Raw genomic sequence first — 23,974 nt, 5'->3', positions numbered from 1 at the left:
GCAGCCGGTACTGCGTTCACGACGCTTCGTCCAGGAGGTCGAAGAGCGTCTCGGCATGCGGGGTGGGCAGGGTGGAAACTGCTGCCGGCTCCGAGATGGCAGCCGCCGGGGGCTTAGCCAGGGCGGCGGCCACCTTCTCGAACTCGGCGGTCGCCTGCCGGAGATCGGCCACGATCTGCGCGGCCAGCTCGGCAGGGTCACCGAACTCCGCTGCGTCCTGCACGGGGATGTCGCGCTTCGGCCAGACAATGGGCTTAGCGTCAGCCGGGCGGGTGGCGGGGATGGTGACGATGACGGTGTCGACGGTCGTCCCCGACTCGGCGAACGCCCGTGCAGGCAGGGCCTCAACGGTGCCGCCACGCTGCTCCACCAGGGCCCGGAACTGGGCGGCGCCACGAACGTCTTCGGTGACCGCCCACGACATGACCGACACCAGCAGCCCGCCCGGGCTCAGGAACCGCAGGGCATGCGTTACGTGGGTCATGTCGGCGCCGCGGGTGAACGGGGGGTTCATCACCACCCGGTCGAAGCGCGGGTCGGCGGGCACGGTCAGGAAGTCGGCGACCTGCACACTCCGGGCCGCGCCGGCTTCCGTGAGGACGGTGGCGTACCCGGGGTCCCGCTCGATGCAGTCGACGGCCGCACCGTGGGTGGCTGCGGCAGTGGCTATGGCGCCGGACCCGGCCGACGGCTCCAGCACCGTCATGCCCGATTCCAGGCCGGCCAAGGCGATGAGACGATCAACCACCGGTGCAGGGGTCGGGAAGTACTGGGCCAGGGTCCGCTTCTCCCGCAAGGTCACCACCTCACCGGAGGTCAGGACCGGGGCGAGCGCCTCGGCGGCGTCGATCGGGAACACGTGGGCGGACTCGTTCTTCGCCCACCGGCCGCCGACCGCTTCGAGAACCTCGTCGACCCGCTGGTACAGGGCCGTGGTCATACGCGGGCCGGTCAGGACCAGGCGCGGGCCGTCGGTCACAGTGCGCTCCGTCAGAGCGGTGAGGACTTCGGGGGGAACTCGCATCAGAGACTCCAGAGGGTTACTTGCCGGTAGGTGAGGGGTAGTTCGGTCTGCCCGGGGATCCGTTCGACCGGATCGCCCCGCTGGGCTTCTCCCTGACGTTCCCGGCCCCGCTGGGATCCCCGGGCGCCAGAGCCCTGTTCGCCCGCGAGAGGCCCCGTTCTGGCCCGCGACGGGGCCCTGAGGCCTCGCGCCCGCGCTCCGCCCGATGACCGGTCCCCCTCACCTCAGGGTTCAACGTGCGCATCACGCCGCCTCCGAAAGCGCCGCCAGGAGTGCCCGCCGGTTCGCTGCGGCCTGCGCCGGCGAGGTCTGCACTCGGGTCGGCTGATCCCCCAGCACCCGCCCGGTGGGCAGCGCTTCGGCGTACAGCCGGCCCAACTGGTCGGCGGGCGGGTATCGCAGTGCCTGCCGGGCTCGGCCGACGGTGGCGGGGTTGCAGCTGAGGCGGTGGGCGATGGAGGCGTTGGTGTGGCCTTGGCGGATGAGTTCGGCGATGTCGGCGCGGATCTTCATGCGGCGCTCCGGTCGGCTTCGACGTGCCGGGCGGGGTGGACGACCCCGCCTTCGAGGGCTCGTCCGTCGGCGTGGCAGGGGGTGGTGGGTGCGACCTGGCAGGTGGGGCAGCAGGCGACCATCTGGGCCCGTGCGTCGATGCGCTGCTGGTGGACCTGGGCGAGGGCGACACCGCGGGACGGGATGCGGCACGGCTTGTGGGCGGCAACCCCGCAGTGGGGGCAGGGGAGGGCGCGGGCGGGGTGCTGGCCGGCGCGCATGAAGTGGCGGATCGAGTCAGGCATCGGGGCGGGCTGGCCGTAGCGCTTGGTGGTCATGCGGCCACCTCGCCGGTCCGGTCGGCCAGGCCCAGGACGACAGCCGAGGTGCAGGGCCACGAGACGCGAACCCAGTAGTGCACCCAGCGGTTCTCCCAGAGGACCCCGGCACGGTCGTCGTAGCCGGTGGTGTAGGAACCCCATTCGCGGACGGTGCGGCAGCAGCGGGCGCAGACCGGCTTGTCGTCGGGGGTCTCACCGAAGAACTCGGTCTCGTTGACGACTGGCTCGTGGCCGAAGTCGTCGGTGGCTGCGGCGAGCGGCGGCTTACAAACGGCGCAGGGGGTCTTGCCCTGCTCCGCCGCCTGCTCGGCGGTTACCGGCTCGGTGGCGTGGCAGACCGCGTAGGGCGCTCCGGGCACCCAGTCCGAGCCGCCCATCTCTTCGTTGATGAACTGCATGGCTTCGAGGGCGCGGCAGTCGACTGTGCGGTGGTACCGGGCTCCTCCGGCGGTGACGTACACGGGCTGGTTCATCGGTCCTCCGTGGTGGTGTGGTTGCAGTTGCCGCAGTGGCAGGGGTCGTTGTCGTGGCCTTGGCCGGTCCGGTACCGGTCGAGTTCTCGCTGCCAGTCGGCTGGGGCGTGCCGGATCGGCCGCGGGTCGGGCGGCCTGGTCCCGGTCGGCCAGTGGCCGTGGCGGTGACCGGGCGGCCTCGGCGGCGGTATCGGCGGGGCGGTCTTCCCGGTTCGGCCGGCACGGAGCTGGCCGCGGAGGAAGCCGCTGAGGTCGCCCTCCCGGCGCATCGCCGCGATGTCGGAGGCGTCGAAGTCCGTCACGACACCTCCTCGCCCAGCGCCTCGTTGGCGGCAAGCCGCTCAAGGTGGGCCAGCGATGCCGCGCGACGCTGTTCGATCAGCTGCGGGGACTCCAGCTCCGCCGGGCCACCCAGGGCGACACGCGACCTTGCAGCGTGCGGAGTGCGCAGCTCGCGAGGCGGCCGGTTCCCGGGGACGCTCGCCCGGCACGGCCGCCCCATCGGGGCCTGGCACGACGGGCATTCGACGCCGAGCGGTCCCGGCCGCCGTACTTCGGCGATCTCCTCCTCGGCGTCCTCAGCCGGGATGCGGCCGAAGCTGCCGGCCACTCCGGCGATGAGCTCAGCGACGGGGCGCCGCTTCAGCTGTTCGCCGTCGGCGGCGCGGGTCCTCTGGGTGCGGAGGGCTGCGAGGTAGGCCGGGATGTCGTCGGGGTCCGCGTCGGGGACTTCGGCGGGAAGGCCGGGCCCTTGGAAGCTGTCGGCTTTGGTGTCTCGCTGCTTGCGGATCTCGGCGATGATCTCGGCCGGGCTGACGAAGGGCTGCTTCTTGGCGACGGCCGCTGCAGCGGTTCGGGCTGTTGCGAGGGGCCAGTCACCGAGGACGTCGTGCCAGGCGTCGGGGGTGTACTCGTCGAACTTCTGCTGGGGGCACAGGGCCCGCACATAGCGGGCAAGGATCACGGTCTCGTCGGGGGTCACTGGTCCTCCTGCATACGGGACTTGGCGCGGAGCATCGCGCGGTCGAAGAGGTCATTGGTCTCCTGCTGCTGGCGGCTGGCGAGAGGTCCGCTGCCGACGACGGCGGGCAGGTAGCTGACACCGGGTTCGTCTGGTGCAGCTTCGAGAGAGCGCCACCCCTGGACCCAGGCGGAGGCTCCTGCGGGGAGGCCCTTGAGTCGGGCCGAGTTGGCGGCGAAGGCGACCATCGCGGGAACGCCGACTCGGGCCATCGCTTGCCGGGTGTACTCCCAGCCGGATTCGCGGAGGTCCCATGCGACTCCGGTGAGGCCGGCTGCGGCGATGCCGCGCTTGAGTTCGGCGAGCTGGTCGGGGAGTCCGGAGCGCTCCTCGCCTGCAGCAGCACCAGTACTTCCGTAGGAAGTACTGGGGTTAGGAACAGGAGCGGCACCGGCATGGATACCCGTGACGTTTTCGTCACGGCGTGACAGGTGCCCCTGACCTGCGGTGGAGCCTGAGAACGGGGATTTTTCTGGGACACTTTCACTTTTTTTCGCGGACGATTCGTCGGCGAATCGATTCGTTTTCGCAGAACTTTCGTCTCCGGAAGTGCGCGATTCCCGGTGCTTGGCCTGCCGGTCGCGGGCCTTCTTCCGCTCGGATTCGTGCTTGGCCCGGGAGGTGTTGCGGCCGTCCTCAAGGAAGTCGTGGACGACGTAGTCGCCCTCCTGGGGCTGGGGGCAGCGGTCGCAGGAGTGGCCGTGCTCGTGCCACAGGCCGGCCTTGACGAGCTTGTTGGCCTGGGGGGTGGTGCCGTACAGCTGGGCGACGACTCCCGGCACGATGCCCTCGGTGAGGTGCTGCGCGGCGTAGGAGCCGCAGCGCAGCCAAAGACCGAGCGCCGCGTTTCCTGCCCGCATGAACTTGGGGTGGGAATGCGCCTTGTCATCGATCTTGAACCAGGGCATCGGGACTTCCTTCTGGCGGTACGGATAGGTACGGGCGTCAGCGGTGTGGGGCCCGCGGTCGGGTCAGGTGGGGGCGGGGTCCGGGCGGGCGGTCACGCGGCGGCTGCCAGCTGCTGGTCGGCGTACCGCTCCAGCTCTTCGCCGGTGACGGCTTCGACGAGGGCGCAGAGGATGATCTCGGCGGCGTTGGGGGTGACGGCGTTGCCGTACTGGCGGACCTTGTCGCGCTTGGAGCCGAGGACGATGTAGTCGTCGGCGAAGCTCATGGCCCGGCCGATTTCGTGGGGCTCCAGCATTCGGAACCGGACGTCGTTGATGTCGACGTCGCCGCGGACGAGGGCGTACCGGTCGCGGGTGGTGAGGGCGCCGATGGGCTCCCGGACGGTGCGGGCGGTGCCGTTGGAGTAGTAGGGGACGAGGATGTCGTTCCACGTCACGAGGGACTGGTGGCCAGCCGTCGTCAGCGCCCTCACAGGCTCGGTGACCGGGGTGCTCAGGTATCCCGAGTCCCCGCGAGCCGAGTTGTTCCGCATGACCGTGGCGGGCAGTTCGGGGGTGACGAGCCCGTGGTGGTTGCCGGAGGCGGTGACGGTGGCGAGGGCGTCGGTGACGGACCGGGCCACCGATCCGCCGCCGCGGAGCTCGGCGATGAACGGCAGCCAGGCGAGCCCGGTCTCGTTGCGCGTCGTCATGGTGCGCAGGGGGTCGTTGGCGGAGCGGGCTTCTTTGCCGTCGCGGCCTTCGACGGGGACGAGGAGCGGCGGGACCATGAGTCCGTCGTTCTCTCGGGTGGTGCGGGCACCCATGGGTTCGCCGATGCTGACGGCGGTGTCTCTCCAGGTGCCGCCGGCCGGGACCATCATCGGGACGGGCTGGGAGAACTTCTTGAGCCCGGCTTGGATGCGGGCGAGCGTCTTGTCGGCGAGTGGCTTGGCCCGGTCGCCGATGCGCTGTCCGGGGATGGTCCAGTCGATCGCTGCGGCGGCGGGGAGGGCTTCGGGTTCGACGATCTGGTTGCGGCAGGTGGTGGAGGGGCAGCGGTAGACGTACTGGGTGCGGTAGCGGCCCATGTCCCGGCCGGGGGTCTTGAAGACCTGCATGGCCTGCACCCAGGCGTCGCATCCGGAGCACCAGGCGCGGGGGCGTAGCCACTTGTCCCAGTCCGGGGTGCGGCCGAGGGATTCGTGCCAGTAGCCGACGTAGAGGCGGTCGCGGGACTGGGGTGCGGCGTGCACGGACCGCGGGTTCGCGTGCATGGAGTTCAGGGCGATGATGCGGGTGTGGTAGCCCATCTTGTGGAGCTCGCCGATCCACCGGTCCCACTGGTCCCAGGCCCGGACGTCGGTGACGTTCTCAACGACTCCGGCCTTGACGAGCCCGCCACGCTCCTGGACGCCGCGGAGGTACAGCGGCACCTCCTCCATGAGCGCCCGGGATTCCTCCTCCAGGTCGGCAGGCTCCTCCTCGGACTGCTCGACGAGGAGGTCGAGGAGGGAGCCCTGCATGGCGGTGTCGAAGTTGCGACGCTTGCCCTTGGCGACGGACCAGTTGGTGCACTCCGGGGAGGCCCAGAAGATGTCGGTGACGGGCCAGTCCCAGACGGGTGCGGTGCGGATGTCGCCGCGGTAGTGGCTGGCCTCGGGGAAGTTCGCTTCGTGCGAGTCGATGGCCTTCGCCCAGTGGTTCGCGGCGCGGGTGACGCGGACGCCGGGGACGGAGTGCGCGCCCTGACTGGAGCCGCCTGCACCACAAAACCAGTCCATAACGGTCAGCGAATCGCCGTCATTTCGGTAGCTCATCGGAGCCCCTTCGTGAGTCGTGTACGAGCGATTCGGGCGCACGGAACCAGGCCCGTCGACCGCTCGGTTTCTGCGATCTCTCGACCGCCAACATGAGAATAGCGTTCGCATAGCCCGTTCGCGAGCCCTATGCGCGCATGGGTAGCGGAACGGTGTTCGCGCATGGCAGCATGTGTGTCATGGAAGAGATCCGCGACAGGGTGCAGGCCGCCGCGAAGAAGCGCGCGCGGGCCAAAGACGCCTTCACTCGCGCCGACGCAGAGCTGCGAGACCTGCTGGTCGCAGCCCGGACCGAGGACATCGGACCGTCCGAACTCGCACGGCTCACCGGGCTCACCCGCGAGTGGGTCGCGAAGATCGCCCCGGACCCCGCCGCGCCCAAGCGCAAGATCGTCGTGCGCCGCAAGAAGCCGGCCGCTGAGGACTGACGTCACGTCTCCTCCTCCCTCCCCCGCTACGGCGGGGTTTTGTCGTGCCTGTGGGCGGGCCACGTGTGGTGGCCCGCCCGTTGTCATGCGGCTTTCGTCATGCGTCGTCGTTGGTTGCGTGTGGTGCCGCCCCAGACGCCGTGGTCTTCGGGTGCGGTGAGCGCGTGGTCGAGGCAGCGGCGCCTCACCGGGCAGCCGAGGCAGACCTTGATGGCGTTGCCGGCGCCACCGCCTTCGGGGAAGAACAGGTCGGGGTCGGTGGTGGCGCAGATGCCTTCTTCGTGCCACTTCATGTCGATGTCGGTCATGCCGCCGCCTCCTGCTTGTCGTCGACGGCCGGGTGCCGGCGGAGTTCCTGGTGCAGGTGCTGGGTGGTGATCCCGAGGCGTTCGGCGGCGTGCTCGAAGGTGTAGCCCTGGTCGAGGAGTTTGCGGCCGTCGTGGGCGATGCTTTCGCCGCGGCGGGAGGCGCTGGCCTTGGAGGCGCAGAGTGCGGCCATGAGCTGGGGGCGGGGCAGGTGCCCGTGCTCCTTCTTCCATTCGGTGTGGGCCTGGTCGCACGCCTCGCACGTGGGGATGTTCTGCTGCCGGTGGGTCCACCAGCCGCGGTCAGTGCCGCAGAACCCAGTCCACTCCGGCCTGACGTCAGGGTCGTCAATCGTGTCGTCATCCCAGGCACTTGGACCCGCCCACCGGTTGCGCTTGGCCCCGGTGCGGGCCTGCTTCGCCGTGGCCGTGGGGACGCCGTGCTTCTCGGCGGGACTTCCGCACACCTGCCGGTAGAAGTCCCGCACTGCGCGGGCGAGGCGTGCAGTGACCTGCTCGCGGCCTTTGAGGTTCGCGATGGTCCTGACGTTGACGAAGTCGATCCTCTGATGCACTGCCGGGGCGACCCAGCCGAGGGTGGCGAGGGCCTGCATGCGGCGCCTGGTTCCGGTGGCGTCGATGACAGCCAGGTCCACGTAGTCGTCGAGGGTGGGCCAGTAGCCGAGGAGGGCTGCGGCGCTTTCGGATCGGATCTGACGCGCGGGCGGGAAGCCGGTGACGCCGTAGATCAGGTGTTCCAGGGTTCCGATGTTCACGCCGGTTGCTGCGGAGATGTTGCGGAAGGACATGCCGGCTTGGTGGCGGATGTTGAGGACGTGGTGGCGGACGGGTTCGGCGGCGACGAAGGGTTCCCACTGGCCGTAGCCGATGAGGCGGCGGCGCATGCGGGTCCGGCGCGCGTTGGCTTCGCGGACGGCCTGGTCGGTGGTCATCGTTCTTCCCCCTCGTCGGCGAGGTCGGGTGTGGTGTCGAGATGGGCTTCGAGCCGGGCGTTGATGAGCGCGGGCGGCATGGCGAGGAAGGCGTCGGCGCTGTCGGCGACGCGGCAGAGGCGGTAGGCGCGCGCGGTGTACTCGCGCCGGTCGGCCCGGTCCTGGAGCCACTGCTCGTAGCGGTGGACCGCCCACCGGCAGGTGCACCAGGCGGCGGCGACCGCGGCGGCGGCCAGGACGCCGGGCCCGTAGTAGAGGGCGGCGTCGATGACCTGGTCGACGGCGGTGTGCACGGTGGCTGCGGCCTGGCCGGCGGCGAGGAAGGTGTCGATGTTCACGCTGCTGCCTCCCGTCGTGCCGCCGCGGTGCCTTTCCAGGTGCGGACGCCGGAGTGGTGGGTGGTGGGCCGGTCGGAGCACGCCCACCCGGTCTTGCGGATGTAGCCCTCGTCGCGGAGGAGGGTCATGAGGCGTCCCCACTGCGCCTGCGGGTTCGGCGGGTTGGGCAGCTTGTGCGCGTCGGCCACCGAGTAGCAGGTGAAGGTACGGCCGGTCGCAGCCGCGGCTATGAACACGGGCCACACGATGGCCAGCCACGTCTCGTAGTCGGCGGACTGGGCGGGGGCGGGGACGTTGCCGTCGAGGGTGGGCTGCACGGTGGAGGTCATGCCACATCACCGTCCAGCCGCTGCTGGGCCGGGTAACGGTCGGCGTAGAACTCTTCCCAGACCCTGTCGAACAGCGGGCGATCCGCCTCGGTGTACGACTTCACCGGCCGTTCTCGCCCGTCGACCAGCCCGTAGGAGTCCTTCGGCTTCTCCCCCTTGTGCGCCATGCGGTACGCCACGGACATCTTGATGCCGAAGGAAGAGCGCACCGACCGCCGCTCCGCCTTCGACAGGCCGCGGTCAGTCAGGTAGGTCTCGACGAGCAAGGCCCGGTCCTCCGGGGCGATCTCGGGTATCTCGCCCGTGGCTTCCGCGTAGTGGTGGAGCTGCCGGGTGCGCTTCCACCGTGGGTCGACTGAGTCATCCATCGCCGCCACCAGGGAGATCAGCCCGTGCGCCCGACGGATGCGACGCTCCTCGATCTGCTGCCGGAGTTCGTCGAGTTGGTCGTCCGTGGCGCGCTCGCTGATGACGCCGCCGCGGGTCCAGTAGCCGTTGACGGCTTCGGTTGTCTCGCGCTGGTAGGCGACAAGAGTCGGCCGGACGGCCTCCGCGACCTTGTTCTCGTTCACCGTGGCGAGCCACATCAGGAACGTGCGGACGTCGACCGCAGCCATCAGTCGGGTCTTACCGTCTTCGGCAACCGTTGCGATATCGCTACGGTTGGCCCACGAGCGGTCGCGGAGCTTACGAAGCTGCGCCGGGTAGCTGAGACCGATCGCCTCGACCGCCGGGCGCAGTACCACGAAGGGCTCACCGTCGACGAGAACCGTCTCGATAGATCCGGTGGAGAGATTGATGCGAGCGACCTCGGGCGCCTGCTGCTCGTCCTCATTCGGCTCGTCGGGGTCGGGGGTGGCGATGAGGGTCTTCACGGGTTCCTCCTGGCGTGTGGTGTGCTGGAAGGTGGGGCCGCCGCAGGTTCGGGCCGCGGCGGCCCCGAAGTGCGGCTGGGCTAGAACGGCGGGTCCGACGGGTCCGGGCCGAGGGTGAGCGCGGTGATGCGCTTCTCGATCGCCCCGGTCAGGTCCGCGCCCTCGGCCTTGAGGGCGAAGGTGAATCGGCGGGCCTGCTCGGCGTGCCAGCCGTCGTCGCCGCGGTCGAGGAGCATGTCGGCGAGGCGCTCGGTGATGACCCGCCGGACGGGCTCCGGAACGTCGGCGGTGATGTTGGGCTTCGACGCCCACGACTCGGCGTGCGGCATGAGGTCTGCCGGGGTCTTCCAGGCGGACCGGGGGTCCCAGCCGTTCTCTTCGAGCCAGTCGTCGACCTGCTTGTCGACGTTGGAGTCGGCCTCGTCGAGGGCCTTGGCGAGTTCGATGGCGGCGGCCCACCGCCCCTTCTCGCGGCTGGCGAGCGCCTTCGCGATGTGGGTGGCGATCAGGTCCCGCATGGCACTGTCGCGGCGGCGAAGGAGGGTGTTGGCGTAGCTCATGTCCTGGAGGGTGGAGGTTGCGATAGTCGTGGTCTCAGGCTCGGTCCGCTCAGCGGTCATGTGTGGTTTCCTTCCGGTGGGCCGCCCCCGCATTGCCCGCGGGGGCGGCCTGTTCGTGGGGTGATTACGGGTTGACGTTCTCGCCGGCCCACTGGTCGTCGCCCGCAGTGATGGCGGCGGGTGCCGGCTCGTTGAGGTAGTCCGGCGGGACGTCGATGACGTCGGGGTTGGCGTCCGTGCGGACGGTGTCGTCGTTCGCCATGGCGCGTGCGAGTTCGGCACTCTTCGGCAGGGCCTTGAAGTGGTTGCGCAGGACGGTCTTCTTGGCCATCTCGTCGAAGCTGTTCCGCCAGGCAGGGCTGTTCTTCGAGGGCAGCTTCTGGCGGCGCTCTTCGATCTCCGTCGGGTACATGACCTTGAACGTCCGGCCGCCGTTGACCAGGCGGGCCACGGAGTAGTAGGCGATCGCCTTGCCGCGGGGGCCCGTCTTGCAGGGGCGGTGGATGAGCTTCTCTTCGAGGCCTTCCTCGTGCTCGAAGTAGTCGTGCTCGCGGACGGTCTCGACCTTGATCGACGACGCCATCGGGTGCTGGTAGAAGAGCGTCACCATGCCCTGGTAGCCGAGCTGGAACGTGGCCTCCCCCTTGTAGGGGACGATGAACGCCTCCTGCGTCGGCGAGCCGGGCTCGAAGCCCAGCTGCGAGCAGGTCATGAGCGCGCCGAGGAACGACTCCGTGGTGCAGTTCGCGAGTTCGGGGTTCTTGCGGATCAGCGTGAGAGCGATGCGCGCCATGCGGTCCGCGCTCATGTGCTTAGGCAGGGCGCGGGCCAGTTCGGGCTTCATGCGCTCGATCTGCTGGGCCAGGGTCGGCTTCTGGTTTTCGTTCTGCTGTACGGCGCCAACGTTCTCGGCGCGGCGGGCAACGGCGTTGCGGGCTGCGGTGGTCACAGGTTCTCCATCACGATGTTGAGCGTTCGGGTGGGCTTGCCGCGGTAGTCCTCGGCGTTGATGTCCGGGTCGGCTTCGAGTGCCGCCTTCTTCCAGCTGATCTGGCCTTTTCGCTGCCGCCACGTGTAGGCGAGTTCGCCGCGGATGTAGACGTCGGTGCCTTTGCCGGCGATGTCCTTCAGGTGGTTGTCGGCTTCGGTGATGTCCCGGTCGGCCTCTTCGGCGCGGACCTTTGCCGCGACCCGCTGCTTGAGCCAGTGCTCGACTTCGGTGGCGTCCGCTGTGACGTCCTTGTCGGTGGGGTTGGCGTGGAGCCTGTCGAGGAGCTGGCCGGTGGCGGCGGAGGCGTCGATCGGGGGCTGTGTGCGGGATTCGACCCAGCCCCAGAACTCGGAGGCGATAGTAAGGAGGTCGGCGATCATCTGCTCGTCGCGCTCGATGCGGTGGACGATCGTTCGCTGCCCCCCGATGAGGCAGGCTGTGTAGCCGAAGGTCCAGCCGGTGACGGCGAGCTGCCACTGCACTTGGACTTGGGTGTCGACGGGAACGTCGTCGAGCCAGTCGCTGAGGGCGTAGCTGGATCGGGACTTGAGCTCGACGATGCCGGGCTGGCCGTCTTCGACGGTGTACCGGTCGAGGTTGACGATGGCGTGGGCGATGTCCGGCCGGCGGAGCGTCCCCGGGTTCTGCAGGGCGGGGAGGCCGGTGATCTTCGTGAACCGGCGGGCGGTGATGGGCTCCAGTTCGTGGCCCATCTCGGCGGCCTCGTCGAGCACCAGGTTCTCCCGGCGCGGGACGGGCTGCCCGACCTTCTTGAACCAGATCTCCAGCGGGCTGGTGTAGATATTCAGGCCGCAGATCGCGGGGAGGTCGGAACCTCCGAGGCCGGTCCTGCGGACCGCGTGCCAGTCGCTGCGCTCCGCGTCGGCGCCGAGGACGACGATGGCTCCGGAGGGGAAGGTGAGTGGTGGGAACTGCTGAGTGGAGGTGTCCATGACGTGGCGTCTTTCAGTTCGGGGTTGCTGCGGGCCGCCTGGGGGTTGGCGGCCCGCAGCGGGCAGACGGAGCCGGGCTCAGACGCCTGCCGGAAGGTGGGTCAGGCGGTCGCGAGCGGCTCGGGCTCGGGCTGGTCCTCGCGGAGACCGGCAAAGTGGTAGCGGCGGACCGTGGCGGCCAGGGCCTTCTTCGACGCGTCGGTGAAGTCCTCCGACGTGGCCGACATCCAGTCGATGTACGGCAATACCCGGCCGATCGCAGCAGCAGCCAGCCCGGCGTCCTCGCGGGTGAACCAGCCGGACAGGAGCTTCAGCCCGGACCCGGTGACGATCTGCCACTCCGCACCGAAGAACCCGTTGCCGTCCGCGCGGAGGAACAGGCCGTCGGTGTCGGTCTTGTACGCGAGCTGCCAGAACTGGCGGGGCTCCGGGTCGTCCCCGGCGTGCGAGACCATCAGGATCGGCACCGCCCCCTGGGTGTCCTCGTCGAAGGTGACGCGGAGCAGGATGCCGATAGCGACACCGGTGATGCGGTCCTGCTCGGCCTGCGTCAGCTCCTCGTGGGGCTTGCCGTACATGGCGTGCGCCAGCGGCATGCGGAGCGGCTCGGTGGGCAGCAGGCGGTTCTCGCTGGCGTTCGGGGAGTGGATGTACGGGCGGAACCCGGCGGGCAGGTCCGGGGCGTCGTTGGGCTCCTGCGACTTCTGGAACGCGTGGTAGGTGGAGAGGAGCTCGCGGCGTTCGGCGGGGTCGATGATGTCCGCGATGGTGTCGCCGTTGGCGTCGAGGATGTGGCGGGTCATGCGCCGCCCGTCGTGCTCGCGCTCGCCGTCGTTCAGGAACCGGTCGAGGGCCTCGTTGGCCTCGTCGAGGGGGAAGCTGATCTGGGTCATGGCGTCCTTCTCTGGGATGCTGGTGGTGGACGCCCCGGCACTTCTACTGCCGGGGTGTTCTGGTTCGCCGGGCCGGCGACCGGTGTCATCCGCGCGGCCCGGCGGGTTTCAGGCGGCCGGTGCCGGGATGTGCGTCGGGTCTGCGGCCTGCGGGGAGTGGTGCAGCGACACGACCGGGCCGGCGGCGAACCGGTTGCGGAGTTCGCGGACGTCGATCGGGGCGGTCGCCTGGTCCTCGAACGCCGTGGTGTCGCGCTCGGCCGGCGGGACGGTGATCGCGTTCGCGTTGGCCTCCGCCGCCTTGTACGGGGCGAGCTCGGCCCGCAGCCGCTCGACCTCGGTGAGGGCCTGGTCGCGCTCGGCGGTCCGCTCGTCCAGATCTGCGGCGAGGCAGATGACTACCTGCTCGGCCTCGGCCCGCTTGGCCCGGACGTCGGCCAGCTGGTGCTGCAAGGTGGCGATGGTGTCGCCCGCCCCGATCAGCTGGCCGAACGCCTGCGACGTCTGCTCCTGCTGGTCCCGCAGCAGCCGCTTCAACTCCGGCCTGCTGGCAAGGCGGTGCTTCCGGAACGGCTTCGGCTTGCTGCGGGGTATGAGGGTGAGGCTCATGACTTGCCCTTCCGGGTCCAGAGGCTGGGGGCCACCGCCATGGCGCAGAACACGACGCCGATGACGGTGGCGGTGATCAGGTAGGTCACGCGGTGGGCTTCCGGTGCTGCTCGCACTCCCACTGGGCCGCGATCTCGTTGCGGTAGCGGGCCATGGTGATGAGCTCCCACCGGTAGCCGTTGCGGATCTCCCGGTCCCGGTCGCGCTTCCGAGGGGTGTGGTTCTTGTGGGCCTGCTCCTCGGTGGCGTGGATCCGGTCACCGACTACGGCCATGGAGACCGCGACCATGCAGCCGCACTTGGCCCACATCGACCATGAGCAGTCCTTCAGCAGCACCATCCGGCTGTCGATCTGCACCATCAGGTCACCCATCGGACCGCTCCATCCGGTCCTGGAGCATCCGGATCGCCGACCTTTTCCCCGGGTCCGTGAAGCAGTCCTTGGTCAGTCGGCCGAAGGGGCGGAGCTTGTCGAACCTGGGACCGCCCGTGGCGTCATACGCCGCCCGGTACGCCCCTTCGTTCGCCTCCTGGAGGGCCAGGCGCCGGTCTTCGAGGGCCGCAACCTGCTGGCGGGCGGACCGCAGTTCGGCGCGGAGACGGATCTCGGTCGGTGTGCTCATCGGGTCCCCCGGGGGGTGATGGTGGCGAGGTAGCGGTTGGCGGTTTCGGTGGCACGGGCGCGGTGTTGGCTGGCTGTCCGGACCCGGCAGGCGTCGCAGGTGCAGCAACCCGGGTGGATGGCTGCCTCCTGCGCCCGCTTGGCGGCCAGCTGGCGGATGAGCCCGGCTTCGGCCCGTGCGGTCATGAGGCGGGCGGGGAACTCGGGGCTGCTTACGTCGCCGGCCATCACGCACCGCCCCGGAAGCCGCGGAGGACGCCCTGGAACCCGTCGAGCGGGTTGGGTGCCAGCTCAGCCCAGATGTCGTTCAGCTCCTCCGTAGTCGGGAGCGGGGCAGGCTTCGGGATGGAGCAGCCGGCGGGGAGGTTGATGTAGCCCTCGTCATCGCTGTCCGCGTAGTCCCGCTCGGCCTTCAGGTCCCGGGGGCGGTCGAGTCGCAGCGACCGGACGAGGGCGTTGGCGACCGCACCGGTGATGACGGGCGGGGCGTCGTCGCAGAGGAGGTGGGAGACGGCCACCGTCTCCGTGCGGGGGGTCATGCCGCGCCGCCGGTGTGCCGGGCGTAGACGCGGTGCTCGTCGCCCACGGTGCTGGCGACAGCGTCGAACGAGCGCCAGTCGTAGGCGGCGAGAGAGGCGTTGCGGATCTGGCTGGCCAGAGAGCGGGCGGCCTGGATGGTGGTGGCCGTTGCGACGATCCCCCACTCCCCCGACCTTTCCCGCAGGGCCTTCGCGATCTCGAAGTGAGGTCGGCTGCGCGGGTCGCGGTAGGTCTCCGGCGGGTCCTCGAACCTGATTGCCGGGTAGGCGATGACGTTCATGCCACCTCCGCCCCGTGCTGGACGGGCTCGCGCTGGAACGGGACCCCGACGAACCGGTACCCGTCCTCGGCTGCGACCTCGTCGGCCACCTGGGCGGCCCGGATGCGGTCCCGCCTGACGTCCGCCAGGTCCGCCGCCACCTGGGCCAGTCGGTCCAGCTGATTCAGGGAGGTGTCCGTCACGTCGACCCGCAGCTCTGTACCGAGGCGGAGGAACTTGCGGCCGTCCTCGTTCTCCAGTTGGATCGGGCGGTCGCCCCAGGAGAGGTTGAACGTCTTCATCGGGTCCTCCGGGTGGCGGTGTTGAGGTTCTGCTGCTGGGTGATCCAGGCGTCGAAGCCCGGGTAGTCCGCTGCGGTGGAGACCGTGGTGCAGGTGCACGGCAGGGTCGCGAAGGCGGTGTCGTCGAGGTCGCACTGGTGGCGGTCCTCGGCCAGTAGCCCGGCGGCCATGCGGGTGCGCTTCAGCGCGGTCAGGGCGTCCACCCGGGCGGCCAGCACGGCGAGCGAGACGTCCAGGCGCCCAATGTCGGCGGCAGTCACGACGTCACCTCGGTCCACTCGCCGTAGTGCACCGTCCGCTGAACGAGGTGCACGACCGGGTACATGTCGCGGTACCGGTCCGCACGGGCAGCCGCCTCGTCACGGCTTGCCGTCGGGGAGTGCACCTCGACGGGGGCCTGTTCCGACGCACGGAACGCCGTGCCGTACTCGATGACACCGGGGACGGGAACGGCGGCCTCGGCCAGCACCTCGGTGCGGTTCTCGTCCTCAACGGCGGTCAGAAGCTTGTCGGCCTCCACGTCACCGACCGACTTACGCAGCGCCTCGAAGGCGGCCTGGAAGGCGCTCACAGGGCACCTGCCTCACGCTGCGACGGGGTCGCCAGCGCCATCAGGCCGTAGGAGCGCAGCCGGTCGTACCGGGCGACGCCACGGACGATCCCGTGCAACGCCCACAGGAACCACCAGTCGAAACCCTTGGCCCCGGAGAACCACTCCCAGGCGTCCTCGAAGCGAACGTCCGCCTCGTGCCGGTAGTCGAACTCCTTCGAGGCGTCGTTGTAGAACGAGAACTCCTCGACGGCCCGGTACGCCTCCTCGGCGGTGGAGCACAGCCCGCCTTCGACGATGTCGTCCTTGATCGCCTGCCGGAACCGGTCAGCCTGGCCAGGCTTCACGTACTCCTGCTCGATCAGGTGCTCCGCCTGCTCCCAGACCAGCTGCACGAACAGGTCGTCCTGGAAGGACTTCACGCTGTCGCGGTCGCTGGACAGCTTCTCGGACCAGTAGCCCGGGTTGATGTGCACCGAGCCGTCCCGGCCCAGACCCGAGCGGAAGAACTGGAACATGTCCGTAGTGCGGCGGAACACGAAGCTCTCTCCGTCACCGGAGAACACCAGCTGGCCCGGGGTGGTGATGAGCTCAAACCAGTAGAAGGAGTGCTGCGGGTCCCGGAACACCAGGTGCCGGTACACGCCGTCGTCGTGGACGACAGTCAGCTTGTGCCCGGCAGCGTCACGGGCGAAGCGGGCTGCCACAGCAGCCTCAGGGGATGATTGGATGGACATCGGTCCACCTCTCTGTTCGCGGAGGATTGCGGGTGGATCACGAGGCCGTTCCCGGGGCTGGCGTTTCGGGGGCGGCCTCACAGCTGCTCAGGCAGCGGCGGCGTGCTGGCGCGGACGGCCGGCCCGGGCGGAGGGCACTGCGTGCACCTGTGTCGCCCGGAAGTACTGGTCGATCGCCTCGCGGCTGACGGTGATCCGCCCACCCTCGGTGTCACGGCTGACGCTGATGCGTCCCGCGGCGATGCGTCGGCGGAGGGTCTTCACGCTGATGCGCATCACGTAGGCGGCTTCACGGATGTCGAAGTAGGGGGCATTCAGGTCGTCGGGCTTGATCGGCTGGTCGGTGGCCCTGGCGGTCATCACGTCTGGTTCCTTTCTGTTCGGTCCTCGGTGGGGGCGAGGAGATCGTCGTCAGTCGCTTTGAGAGCGGTGCGGAGGCGGACGTACTTGCTTGGGCTCATGCGGGAGCGGGTGCCTCTTTCGAGCTTTCGCAGGTAGCTGGCGGTGCAGCCGACCTGGTTGGCGAGCTGCTGGACTTCGATCCCCGCTTGCATGCGCTTGGTGCATATGGCCGCCCCGTCCACTTCGAAAGTGGTTGGGGGTTGGTGCATGAGTAGAACTTACCCATAGTTGCCCACGTCGTCTAGCCATACATGCCCATGACTTGCCCACGCTTGGACAATGCTTGGCCCTAGATGCCCTTTGACCTGGGGTTACGTGTGGATTACTTTGAGCCCAATCGGGGCTCAGTCCTGGCTGGTCCCGCCCGGTCCTGCCAAGATGTGGGCATGGCACCCCGTGACCTAGACCGCCTCGCGACAGCCGCGCGCAAGCGCCGCCTCGACCTCGGGCTTGCCCTCAACGACAAGAACGCCAAGGCCGCCGGCACATCCAAAGGCACCTGGCAGCGGGTCGAGCGGGGGGAAGCCATCCGCCCCATGAACTACAAGAAGATCGACGGGCTGCTCCAGTGGGCGCCCGGCGGCTGCCTCGCCATCCTTCGCGGAGACGAGCCCATCGAGAGCTCCCCCTCGGAAAACGACCCGAGCGTGATGATTTCCAAGCTCCCGCCCGAGGAGCTCGACGAAGAGGCCCGCAACGTGGTGAAGCTTGCAGCCATCGCAACAGCCGGTGGCCTCACCTCGGACGAGATCAAGAAGCTGGCAGACCAGGTCGTAAAGGATCTACGGGCCAACGGGATGCTCTGAGGCAAAAACCCGCGCTCGCCGTACAACCTTTGACGGTTACCCCACTGTTACCAACAATCTCGCACGTAACTTGGCCATAGATGACCTCAACTGGGTCACTCCGTGGCAGAGTTTGACTACGCCCTTGGAGGCTCCCGTCAGTGCCGGACAGTAGGGGGAGCCATGCTGTATCAGGACGCGCTCATAGTCGACTACGGGCCCAACTTCAAAGGACAGGCCCTCAAAACCGACAAAGGGATCGTCTGCGTGATCCCCCGGCAGTTGCACCCCCGCACCGCAGCCAGCACCGCGATGAGGGAACTGGTCGAGGGGCTTGGTGGAAACTGTGGTGAATGCCGCAACTGCCCTGTCGGCAGAGACGGCTGAACCCATGAGTACGTGGGGCTGCCTCGGCGGTAGGGGTACCTGCCGAGCTCCCACGTCCCACCTGACAAGGGGGACCTATGGCCCGCATCAACCAACACGTCCACGTCGAGTGGCGCGGCGGCACCTGCCGGGTGAAGTGGTGGAGCGGCGAACTCCTACCGAACGGCCGCAAGCGCTACGAGTCCAAGGGTGGGTTCACCGATGAGACGGCGGCCTACGAGCACGGCCAGAACAAGCTGTACGAGATCCGGCACGGAACGAACGTGAAGAACCGTGACGGCGCCACCCTCATGACGGACTGGCTTGATGACTGGCTCGACGCCATGGACCACCGGCACCTGACCGAGCGGACCTACCGGTCGGCCGTCGAGACGCACATCCGCCCTTACTTCAAGAAGCAGAAGGCGTCGGTCGCGGACGTCGACATCCTCGCCTATCGGGCGTTCAAGAAGCACGTGAACAGCAAGCTCAAGGCCGGTTCGGCCGGCAACGTCATGATGGTGTTCGGCATGATCCTCGACGACGCCGTGCCGCGCCTGATCAAAACGTCTCCGGTTGAGCGGACCAGGCGCCGGGGCAAGTTTGTGAAGAAGCCCAAGGAGCGCAAGAAGGACATGACCCCGGAGGCCGTCGAGCAGCTCGCCCGCAACGCCCGGACCGTCTTCGGGCAGGCCGGCTACGTGTTCATCTGGACCATGGCGATGACGGGCATGCGGCCCGCCGAACTGTTTGGGCTGACGCGGGAGTACTGCTACCCGAACTGGCCGGGTACAGACCCGCGGCCGGACCCGGAGGAATTCGAACGCTACGAGGAGGACGTGGAGCGGTACGGGCGGGGTGGGGAGCTCATGCCTGCGATCCGAGTGGAACGCCAAGTTCAGTACGCAGACAGCAAGCTCCAGTTCTTCCCTCCGAAGTACGACTCGGCCCGCACTTTGGTGGTGCCGTCCTTCCTCGCGGGCCTACTGGCGGAGCTGCTGGAGTCGCATGACCGGGACTGGGTGTTCCCGGCGATCCTGGGGGGCTCCTTGGGGGCGGTGAACTTCGACTACAAGTACTGGCGTGACATCGCGGACGGGGCTAAGGAGCGGAGCGGCCCGCGAACGCGTGGGGCGCGCCCGGCGATCCCTGCGGTGCCGTCGTTCAGGGGGAAGCGCCTGTATCTCCTCCGCCACGGGGCGAAGGCGTGGCTGGACGAGGACGGGCACAGCAAGTTCGCGACAGAGTCCCGTATGGGGCATGAGGTGCCTGGGGTCGAGGGCGTGTACAGCAGCGTGACGGTTCCGATGGAGCGTGCCATCATGAAGACGCTGCAGGAGCGCTGGGATGGGTTGCAGGAGCGGCTGACCAGCAGGAACGTCTAGATCATCTCCCAGTTGTTTCCCATCCACCACTGATGGATCAAGGGATATGCAGGTGAGGGGCCCACAGGCCGCCAATTCATCGACTTCCAGATGAAGTTGAGGGCGGTGATGGCGAGCGCGATGGGCTTGATCGCGGGCCAGGTGACCGTACGGAAGCGGCGCCAGGCGCCCGCCCCGTCCAGGGCCGCCGCCTCGTGGAGTTCGTGCGGGGTGTTCTGGAGTCCGGCGAGCAGGGCGACGGTGGTCTGCGGCATACCGGCCCAGATGCCGACGAGGATCACGGCGGGGAGCGCGGTGGCGAGACCGGTGAGCCAGTCCCGGCCGTCGCCGAGGCCGAGGTCGCGGATGGTCTCGTTGAGGATGCCCGCGTCGGGGTTGTAGACGAGGCGCCACATGATGCCGACGACGACCTCGGGCATCGCCCAGGGGGTGATCGCCAGCGCCCGGGCCAGCCAGCGCATCCGCAGTCGCTGGTTGAGCAGCAGGGCGAGGCCGAGGGCGAGCAGGAACTGCGGGATGGTGACGCCGAACGCCCAGAGGAGGCCGATCCGGAACGAGTCCCAGAAGAGGGTGTCGTGCAGGAGGTCCTGGAAGTTGAGGGTGCCGATCCACTGGGTGGAGCGGGTGCGGCCGGACTGGGCGTCGGTGAAGGCGAGCACGATGCCGTAGAGGAGCGGGCCGACGCTGAGGATCAGGATCGGGAGGAGGGCGGGGAGGACGAGGAACCAGGCCGCCGCGCCGCCCGGCCCCTTCTCCCGTGCACGCCTCGGCCCGGACCGCCTCTCCGGCGTCGCCAATGCCACGAATAGCCCTTCTGAGCAGCAATAGGGGCACTCATCCCGTTCTGGCCGTCCCGGTGGCCTAGGTCATCGTGCTGACGGGCCGTCGGTTCGTCAAGGTGGCCTGCGCGGATGCGAAAATCGCACCCATGGACGAGATGCGTGCGCGTGAGGTGCTGACGGCCGCCGGTTTCCCCGGCACTCCGGAGCTGCTGGCGCTGGGCGAGAACGCGGTCTTCGCGGCCGACGGTCTGGTGGTGAAGGTCGGACGGGACGCCACCGGCCACCCGGAGCTGGCGGCCCGGGCGGAGCGGGAGGTGGCCGTCGCGGAGTGGCTCGCCGCGTCGGGTGTTCCGGCCGTGCGGGCCGCCGAGCACCGGGCACGCCTGGTGGAGGGCCACCCGGTGACGCTGTGGCACCGCCTGCCCGACCCCGTACGCCCCGCGGAACCGCGCGACCTGGCCCCCTTGCTCTCCCGGGTGCACGCGCTCCCGGCCCCGGCGGACTTCGCGCTCCCGCGCCGCGAACTGCTCGGCGGGGTGGAGCGCTGGCTGACCCTGGCGGGCGACACGATCGACCCGGACGACGCCGACTACCTCCGCGGCCGCCGCGACGGCTTCGCGGCGGCGGCCGCCGCCCTGGCCCCGCACCTGCCCCCCGGCCCGATCCACGGCGACGCGCTCCCCCGCAACGTCCACGTCGGCCCCGAGGGACCGGTCCTGGTCGACCTGGAGACCTTCTCCACGGACCTGCGGGAACACGACCTGGTCGTCCTCGCCCTCTCCCGCGACCGCTACGGCCTGCCCGCCGCGGCCTACGACGCGTTCACGACCGCGTACGGCTGGGACGTCCGGGAGTGGGAGGGCTGCACCGTCCTGCGCGGCGCCCGCGAGACGGCCAGCTGCGCCTGGGTCGCCCAGCACGCCCCGGCCAACCCGAAGGCGCTCACCGAATTCCGCCGCAGGGTGGCATCACTGCGCGAGGGAGACCCCGAGGTTCGCTGGTACCCCTTCTGAACGGACAGGACAGGTGCACCTGCGACCGGCCGATTTCGCGGACCGTAGGCTGGACCTCATGGGCGTCTTCGACGAGCTGACCGGCACCAGCACCCCGAGGCCGGAGTGGCGCCGCGACCGGCCGAGGAGCTGCGGGCGGCCCTGCTCGGGCTGAACGGGCCGGATGTCCCCTGCCTCATCAGCGATGGCGCGGCGCACAGCGCCGATCTGGTGGCGGAGTGGCGGATCGCCGAGCCCGTCTGGCAGCCCTTCTTCATCGCGTCCCAGCTGACGCGCGCCATCCGGATCCGGATGCGGCTGGCCGAGGACGTCCCCGAGGTGCCTGCCGTCGAGCAGAGTTGGGAAGTCACCCGCGTCGGGAATCCTCCCCGGCTCCGGACCTCGGCGACGTACACACGCGGCGGGAACAGGAACGTCTCGCGCCGGTACACGCTCAAGCGAGGCAGGAGCGGCCGCCTCGAAGCGACCGAGTCGTTCAGCTTCGACAGCGCGCAGCTGACGGACCCCCTGCGGAACACCGCCCTCGATGCGGGCTGGACCTGGCGCGGAGTGATCTTCGGCAAGCTCCGAGGCCGGCTGAGGCCCCCCACCGGTCACCTGCTCCGCGGGATCACCGGCCAGGCCTGCTCCACCACAGCCGTCGGGTTCGCCGTGCGGCGGAGGTACGCCTGGAGCGAGGCGGACTGTTCGGCGGCCGCCCGGACCTGGAGGGCGTGGAGCTCGGTGGGGGGCAGGGTGCTGACCGGGCGGTGGCGCTCGCCCATCTGCCGGACCACGCGGACCGCCGCCACCGCGTCGGCGGTCGCGTCATGGGCGTCGGACAGGGTCACACCGTAGTGCTGGCACAGGGCTTGGAGGGCCCGCTTGCCCTTGCGGTACTTGTCGACGTGCTTGTCGATCACCAGGGGATCGATGACGGGCGATGGCACGCCGCCGATCCGCTCGTCGACGGACTCCAGTCCGTACCGCCCGCATTCGCGGTCCAGGAGCGAGAGGTCGTAGCGCGCGTTCATCACCACCAGCGGCACCCCGGAACGCAGCACCTCGGCGACCGCGTGGGCGATCTCCTCCACGGCTGAGGCCGCCTGGGCGCCGTGCTTGCGGGCGTGGTCGGTGCCGATGCCGTGGATCGCGGACGCCTGCTCGGGTATCGCCACCCCTGGGTCGAGCAGCCAGGTCCGCTGCTCGGCGACCGTCCCGTCCGGCTCCAGCCGGACCAGCGCGGCGGTGACGATCCGGTCGGTCTCGACGTCGGTCCCCGTCGTCTCCAGGTCGAAGCCGACCAGTGGTCCCTGATGCCAGCTCATCCCGATACCTCCTTCGTGGTGCTCCCCCGTGGTGCTCTCCCCCGAGTGATGACCACCTTCGCACGCAGCACTGACAACGCGGGACGGGGCTCAGGAGGAGGCCTCAGGACACCGGGCGTGAGTCCGTCCAGACCGACTCGAACTCCTCCCGATACGTCTCGAAGAGACCGTGCTCGCTGTCCTGCCCCGCCCGCACCACCGTGCGCCGCCCCCCGCCGCGCAGCACCAGCACCGGCGCCTCCATGCCCCGGGCCCGCCGCAGATAGGGCTGGACGACGCCCACCGCGTCCGTCCCGTCGCCGTCCACCAGGTACGCGGTGAACCGCGGGGTCTCGTCGAAGACCTGGATCTCGAAGGCCCCCGGGTCGCGGAGCTTGGAGCGGACCCGGCGCATGTGGAGGATGTTCATCTCCACCGAGCGGCTCAGCTCGCCCTTCTTGAGGCCCAGTTCCCGCTCCCGGCGCTTGACCGCGCTGCTGGCCGGGTTGATGAAGAGCAGCCGGACCCGGCACCCCGACTCGGCGAGCCGGACCAGCCGGCGGCCGGAGAAGTTCTGGACGAGCAGGTTGAGGCCTATGCCGATGGCGTCCAGCCGCCGCGCCCCGCCGAACAGGTCCTCGGCGGGCAGCTGCCGCTGGAGCCGGACCCGGTCGGGGTGGACGGAGACCACGTCCGCGTACCGGTCGCCGACCAGCTCCTCCACCGCGTCCACCGGCAGCCGGTCGGCCGAGGGAACGGCGGCCCCGCTGCCGAGGATGTCCAGGAGGCGGGCGGAGGCCCGCTCCGCCTGGGCGAGCACCGCCTCGTTCAGCGCGCGGTTGCGGGAGACGACGTTGCGGGTCACCTCCAGCTCGTCAAGGGCCAGCTCGACGTCCCGCCGGTCGTCGAAGTACGGCTCGAAGCAGGGCCAGTGCTGGACCATCAGCTCCCGCAACTGCGGGAGCGTGAGGAAGCTGAGGACGTTGTCGTCGGCCGGGTCCAGCAGATAGCCCTTGCGGCGCGACACCTCGCGTACGGCGACGGCCCGCTGCACCCACTCCTGCCCGGCCGGCCCGGCCGCGGCCACCACCCAGTCGTCGCCGTGAACCGGCTCGTAGATCGGCCGGAGCACCGCGGCGACGACCGCACGCAGTCTCTGTTCGACCAGATTCAGCCAGATATAGGCGCGCCCGGCCCGCTGCGCGCGGGTGCGTACCTCGCTCCATGCCTCGGCGCCCCAGTCCAGCTCCGCACCGATCTCCATGGGCTGCGCAAGGGACACCGCCCCGGGCGGCGCATCGGTCGATTCCCCCTCGTGACCTGCGTCACCTGGGGGTAGCTCGAACCCTCCCGAGCTCACCCGCGTACCGCCTTCCACTCCCCCACCCAACGATCAAGGAAGGGTACTCCGGGAGCGGGATCCGGTGCAGCCCGATGGCCGGGCCGGTTTCACAACTCCCTTCACGCGACGGCCTGTTCCTTGCGACGAGATAGGGTGGAGTGAGCGGATTCATAGTGATTCGGCACCCCGACGAAGGCCGCGATCCGGACGCCGGCCGGCCGGGCGCGTCCGTAACCGCGTCCGGGGCGGCACCCCGGTGTCCGAAGTTGACCGGTGTGGCCGGGAGCAGGGCGACGGAACCCGGCCGCACC

At 69.5% G+C, this 23,974-nt stretch carries 37 protein-coding genes and 1 pseudogene; 6 read left to right on the top strand and 32 right to left on the bottom strand.

Translation table 11 applies throughout. The features are described from left to right. Positions 1-16: 16 nt before the first annotated feature. From ABZ154_RS15310 to ABZ154_RS15275, 8 genes are all read right to left on the bottom strand, one after another. A complete protein-coding gene (locus tag ABZ154_RS15310) occupies positions 17-1,024 on the bottom strand; it encodes a class I SAM-dependent methyltransferase (RefSeq protein ID WP_356832695.1) in 1,008 nt (335 codons plus the stop codon). A 243-nt stretch (positions 1,025-1,267) separates the two neighbouring features. Further along, positions 1,268-1,537, bottom strand: coding sequence for a helix-turn-helix domain-containing protein (locus ABZ154_RS15305; protein WP_356832693.1), 270 nt, complete (start codon positions 1,535-1,537; stop codon positions 1,268-1,270). Further along, the gene (locus ABZ154_RS15300) at positions 1,534-1,854 is read right to left on the bottom strand and encodes a hypothetical protein (RefSeq protein ID WP_356832691.1); all 321 of its coding nucleotides are present in this window, start codon (positions 1,852-1,854) and stop codon (positions 1,534-1,536) included. Before ABZ154_RS15300 ends, ABZ154_RS15305 begins: the two co-directional genes overlap by 4 nt. Beyond that, positions 1,851-2,330 carry a hypothetical protein gene (locus ABZ154_RS15295; protein WP_356832689.1) on the bottom strand — a complete coding sequence of 160 codons (480 nt, stop codon included), beginning with the start codon at positions 2,328-2,330 and terminating at the stop codon, positions 1,851-1,853. Before ABZ154_RS15295 ends, ABZ154_RS15300 begins: the two co-directional genes overlap by 4 nt. Further along, positions 2,327-2,632, bottom strand: a complete 306-nt coding sequence (locus ABZ154_RS15290; RefSeq protein WP_356832687.1) for a hypothetical protein — start codon at positions 2,630-2,632, stop codon at positions 2,327-2,329. The genes ABZ154_RS15295 and ABZ154_RS15290 overlap by 4 nt, the downstream gene beginning before the upstream one ends. Then, on the bottom strand, positions 2,629-3,312 hold the full coding sequence (locus ABZ154_RS15285; RefSeq protein ID WP_356832685.1) for a hypothetical protein: 684 nt from the start codon (positions 3,310-3,312) through the stop codon (positions 2,629-2,631). The genes ABZ154_RS15290 and ABZ154_RS15285 overlap by 4 nt, the downstream gene beginning before the upstream one ends. After that, on the bottom strand, positions 3,309-4,259 hold the full coding sequence (locus ABZ154_RS15280) for a mucin-2 (protein ID WP_356832683.1): 951 nt from the start codon (positions 4,257-4,259) through the stop codon (positions 3,309-3,311). Before ABZ154_RS15280 ends, ABZ154_RS15285 begins: the two co-directional genes overlap by 4 nt. A 92-nt stretch (positions 4,260-4,351) precedes the next feature. Next, positions 4,352-6,058, bottom strand: a complete 1,707-nt coding sequence (locus ABZ154_RS15275; RefSeq protein WP_356832681.1) for a DNA cytosine methyltransferase — start codon at positions 6,056-6,058, stop codon at positions 4,352-4,354. Positions 6,059-6,237: 179 nt separating this feature from the next. Between ABZ154_RS15275 and ABZ154_RS15270 the strand changes: the two genes are divergently transcribed. Next, positions 6,238-6,486, top strand: a complete 249-nt coding sequence (locus ABZ154_RS15270; protein ID WP_356832679.1) for a hypothetical protein — start codon at positions 6,238-6,240, stop codon at positions 6,484-6,486. 83 nt (positions 6,487-6,569) lie between these two features. Here ABZ154_RS15270 and ABZ154_RS15265 read toward each other — a convergent pair whose 3' ends face one another. The 21 genes from ABZ154_RS15265 to ABZ154_RS15165 form a co-directional block, all read right to left on the bottom strand. Beyond that, positions 6,570-6,794: a WhiB family transcriptional regulator gene (locus tag ABZ154_RS15265; RefSeq protein WP_356832677.1), complete on the bottom strand. Its 225-nt coding sequence runs from the start codon at positions 6,792-6,794 to the stop codon at positions 6,570-6,572. Then, on the bottom strand, positions 6,791-7,744 hold the full coding sequence (locus ABZ154_RS15260) for a hypothetical protein (protein ID WP_356832675.1): 954 nt from the start codon (positions 7,742-7,744) through the stop codon (positions 6,791-6,793). The genes ABZ154_RS15265 and ABZ154_RS15260 overlap by 4 nt, the downstream gene beginning before the upstream one ends. Beyond that, the gene (locus ABZ154_RS15255; RefSeq protein WP_356832673.1) at positions 7,741-8,082 is read right to left on the bottom strand and encodes a hypothetical protein; all 342 of its coding nucleotides are present in this window, start codon (positions 8,080-8,082) and stop codon (positions 7,741-7,743) included. Before ABZ154_RS15255 ends, ABZ154_RS15260 begins: the two co-directional genes overlap by 4 nt. Then, entirely contained in the window at positions 8,079-8,411 is a 333-nt protein-coding gene (locus ABZ154_RS15250; RefSeq protein WP_356832671.1) for a hypothetical protein, read from the bottom strand. The genes ABZ154_RS15255 and ABZ154_RS15250 overlap by 4 nt, the downstream gene beginning before the upstream one ends. After that, positions 8,408-9,286 (bottom strand): phage antirepressor N-terminal domain-containing protein, encoded by an 879-nt coding sequence (locus ABZ154_RS15245; protein WP_356832669.1) that lies wholly within the window; start codon positions 9,284-9,286, stop codon positions 8,408-8,410. The genes ABZ154_RS15250 and ABZ154_RS15245 overlap by 4 nt, the downstream gene beginning before the upstream one ends. Before the next feature lie 80 nt (positions 9,287-9,366). Next, positions 9,367-9,906, bottom strand: coding sequence for a hypothetical protein (locus ABZ154_RS15240; protein WP_356832667.1), 540 nt, complete (start codon positions 9,904-9,906; stop codon positions 9,367-9,369). 64 nt (positions 9,907-9,970) lie between these two features. Then, a complete protein-coding gene (locus tag ABZ154_RS15235) occupies positions 9,971-10,795 on the bottom strand; it encodes a recombinase RecT (protein WP_356832665.1) in 825 nt (274 codons plus the stop codon). Next, positions 10,792-11,790, bottom strand: a complete 999-nt coding sequence (locus ABZ154_RS15230) for a lambda-exonuclease family protein (RefSeq protein ID WP_356832663.1) — start codon at positions 11,788-11,790, stop codon at positions 10,792-10,794. Before ABZ154_RS15230 ends, ABZ154_RS15235 begins: the two co-directional genes overlap by 4 nt. A 101-nt stretch (positions 11,791-11,891) precedes the next feature. Next, positions 11,892-12,683 carry a hypothetical protein gene (locus ABZ154_RS15225; protein ID WP_356832661.1) on the bottom strand — a complete coding sequence of 264 codons (792 nt, stop codon included), beginning with the start codon at positions 12,681-12,683 and terminating at the stop codon, positions 11,892-11,894. A gap of 108 nt (positions 12,684-12,791) precedes the next feature. Beyond that, a complete protein-coding gene (locus ABZ154_RS15220) occupies positions 12,792-13,292 on the bottom strand; it encodes a hypothetical protein (protein ID WP_356832659.1) in 501 nt (166 codons plus the stop codon). An 85-nt stretch (positions 13,293-13,377) separates the two neighbouring features. After that, complete coding sequence (locus ABZ154_RS15215; protein ID WP_356832657.1) at positions 13,378-13,665, bottom strand: hypothetical protein; 288 nt, start codon at positions 13,663-13,665, stop codon at positions 13,378-13,380. Beyond that, positions 13,658-13,915: a hypothetical protein gene (locus tag ABZ154_RS15210; protein ID WP_356832655.1), complete on the bottom strand. Its 258-nt coding sequence runs from the start codon at positions 13,913-13,915 to the stop codon at positions 13,658-13,660. The genes ABZ154_RS15215 and ABZ154_RS15210 overlap by 8 nt, the downstream gene beginning before the upstream one ends. Then, positions 13,912-14,142, bottom strand: coding sequence for a hypothetical protein (locus ABZ154_RS15205; protein ID WP_356832653.1), 231 nt, complete (start codon positions 14,140-14,142; stop codon positions 13,912-13,914). Before ABZ154_RS15205 ends, ABZ154_RS15210 begins: the two co-directional genes overlap by 4 nt. Then, positions 14,142-14,453: a hypothetical protein gene (locus tag ABZ154_RS15200; RefSeq protein WP_356832651.1), complete on the bottom strand. Its 312-nt coding sequence runs from the start codon at positions 14,451-14,453 to the stop codon at positions 14,142-14,144. Before ABZ154_RS15200 ends, ABZ154_RS15205 begins: the two co-directional genes overlap by 1 nt. Beyond that, positions 14,450-14,734: a hypothetical protein gene (locus tag ABZ154_RS15195; RefSeq protein WP_356832649.1), complete on the bottom strand. Its 285-nt coding sequence runs from the start codon at positions 14,732-14,734 to the stop codon at positions 14,450-14,452. Before ABZ154_RS15195 ends, ABZ154_RS15200 begins: the two co-directional genes overlap by 4 nt. Next, positions 14,731-15,015: a hypothetical protein gene (locus ABZ154_RS15190; protein WP_356832647.1), complete on the bottom strand. Its 285-nt coding sequence runs from the start codon at positions 15,013-15,015 to the stop codon at positions 14,731-14,733. Before ABZ154_RS15190 ends, ABZ154_RS15195 begins: the two co-directional genes overlap by 4 nt. Beyond that, a complete protein-coding gene (locus tag ABZ154_RS15185) occupies positions 15,012-15,275 on the bottom strand; it encodes a hypothetical protein (protein WP_356832645.1) in 264 nt (87 codons plus the stop codon). The genes ABZ154_RS15190 and ABZ154_RS15185 overlap by 4 nt, the downstream gene beginning before the upstream one ends. Then, on the bottom strand, positions 15,272-15,586 hold the full coding sequence (locus ABZ154_RS15180) for a hypothetical protein (RefSeq protein ID WP_356832643.1): 315 nt from the start codon (positions 15,584-15,586) through the stop codon (positions 15,272-15,274). Before ABZ154_RS15180 ends, ABZ154_RS15185 begins: the two co-directional genes overlap by 4 nt. Next, positions 15,583-16,302, bottom strand: coding sequence for a hypothetical protein (locus ABZ154_RS15175; RefSeq protein ID WP_356832641.1), 720 nt, complete (start codon positions 16,300-16,302; stop codon positions 15,583-15,585). The genes ABZ154_RS15180 and ABZ154_RS15175 overlap by 4 nt, the downstream gene beginning before the upstream one ends. Positions 16,303-16,389: 87 nt before the next feature. Continuing rightward, positions 16,390-16,662: a helix-turn-helix domain-containing protein gene (locus tag ABZ154_RS15170; protein WP_356832922.1), complete on the bottom strand. Its 273-nt coding sequence runs from the start codon at positions 16,660-16,662 to the stop codon at positions 16,390-16,392. Beyond that, entirely contained in the window at positions 16,662-16,913 is a 252-nt protein-coding gene (locus tag ABZ154_RS15165; RefSeq protein ID WP_329217473.1) for a helix-turn-helix transcriptional regulator, read from the bottom strand. Before ABZ154_RS15165 ends, ABZ154_RS15170 begins: the two co-directional genes overlap by 1 nt. A gap of 177 nt (positions 16,914-17,090) precedes the next feature. Between ABZ154_RS15165 and ABZ154_RS15160 the strand changes: the two genes are divergently transcribed. From ABZ154_RS15160 to ABZ154_RS15150, 3 genes are all read left to right on the top strand, one after another. Next, positions 17,091-17,510: a hypothetical protein gene (locus ABZ154_RS15160; protein ID WP_356832639.1), complete on the top strand. Its 420-nt coding sequence runs from the start codon at positions 17,091-17,093 to the stop codon at positions 17,508-17,510. 162 nt (positions 17,511-17,672) lie between these two features. Next, on the top strand, positions 17,673-17,876 hold the full coding sequence (locus ABZ154_RS15155) for a hypothetical protein (RefSeq protein ID WP_356832637.1): 204 nt from the start codon (positions 17,673-17,675) through the stop codon (positions 17,874-17,876). A 77-nt stretch (positions 17,877-17,953) separates the two neighbouring features. Next, positions 17,954-19,240: an integrase gene (locus tag ABZ154_RS15150; protein WP_356832635.1), complete on the top strand. Its 1,287-nt coding sequence runs from the start codon at positions 17,954-17,956 to the stop codon at positions 19,238-19,240. Here ABZ154_RS15150 and ABZ154_RS15145 read toward each other — a convergent pair. Continuing rightward, positions 19,237-20,037 (bottom strand): sugar ABC transporter permease, encoded by an 801-nt coding sequence (locus ABZ154_RS15145; protein WP_356832920.1) that lies wholly within the window; start codon positions 20,035-20,037, stop codon positions 19,237-19,239. The two genes, ABZ154_RS15150 and ABZ154_RS15145, sit on opposite strands and share 4 nt — an antisense overlap. Before the next feature lie 131 nt (positions 20,038-20,168). Here ABZ154_RS15145 and ABZ154_RS15140 point away from each other — a divergent pair, with 131 nt between their 5' ends. Both ABZ154_RS15140 and ABZ154_RS15135 read left to right on the top strand, forming a co-directional pair. After that, positions 20,169-21,035, top strand: a complete 867-nt coding sequence (locus ABZ154_RS15140) for an aminoglycoside phosphotransferase family protein (protein WP_356832633.1) — start codon at positions 20,169-20,171, stop codon at positions 21,033-21,035. Positions 21,036-21,093: 58 nt separating this feature from the next. Next, positions 21,094-21,602 (top strand): annotated as a pseudogene (locus ABZ154_RS15135) (hypothetical protein); the annotation flags it as partial. Between the two features lie 26 nt (positions 21,603-21,628). Here ABZ154_RS15135 and ABZ154_RS15130 read toward each other — a convergent pair. Further along, positions 21,629-22,342 (bottom strand): 3'-5' exonuclease, encoded by a 714-nt coding sequence (locus ABZ154_RS15130; protein WP_356832631.1) that lies wholly within the window; start codon positions 22,340-22,342, stop codon positions 21,629-21,631. A 103-nt stretch (positions 22,343-22,445) separates the two neighbouring features. Continuing rightward, positions 22,446-23,681, bottom strand: a complete 1,236-nt coding sequence (locus ABZ154_RS15125; RefSeq protein WP_356832629.1) for an SAV2148 family HEPN domain-containing protein — start codon at positions 23,679-23,681, stop codon at positions 22,446-22,448. Positions 23,682-23,974: the final 293 nt, after the last annotated feature.

The organism is Streptomyces sp. NPDC006261 (assembly GCF_040613515.1).
In the GTDB taxonomy this organism is placed as follows: domain Bacteria; phylum Actinomycetota; class Actinomycetes; order Streptomycetales; family Streptomycetaceae; genus Streptomyces.
The sequence above is the reverse complement of the archived record's forward strand: the minus strand, read 5'-3'. Positions and strand labels throughout refer to the sequence as shown.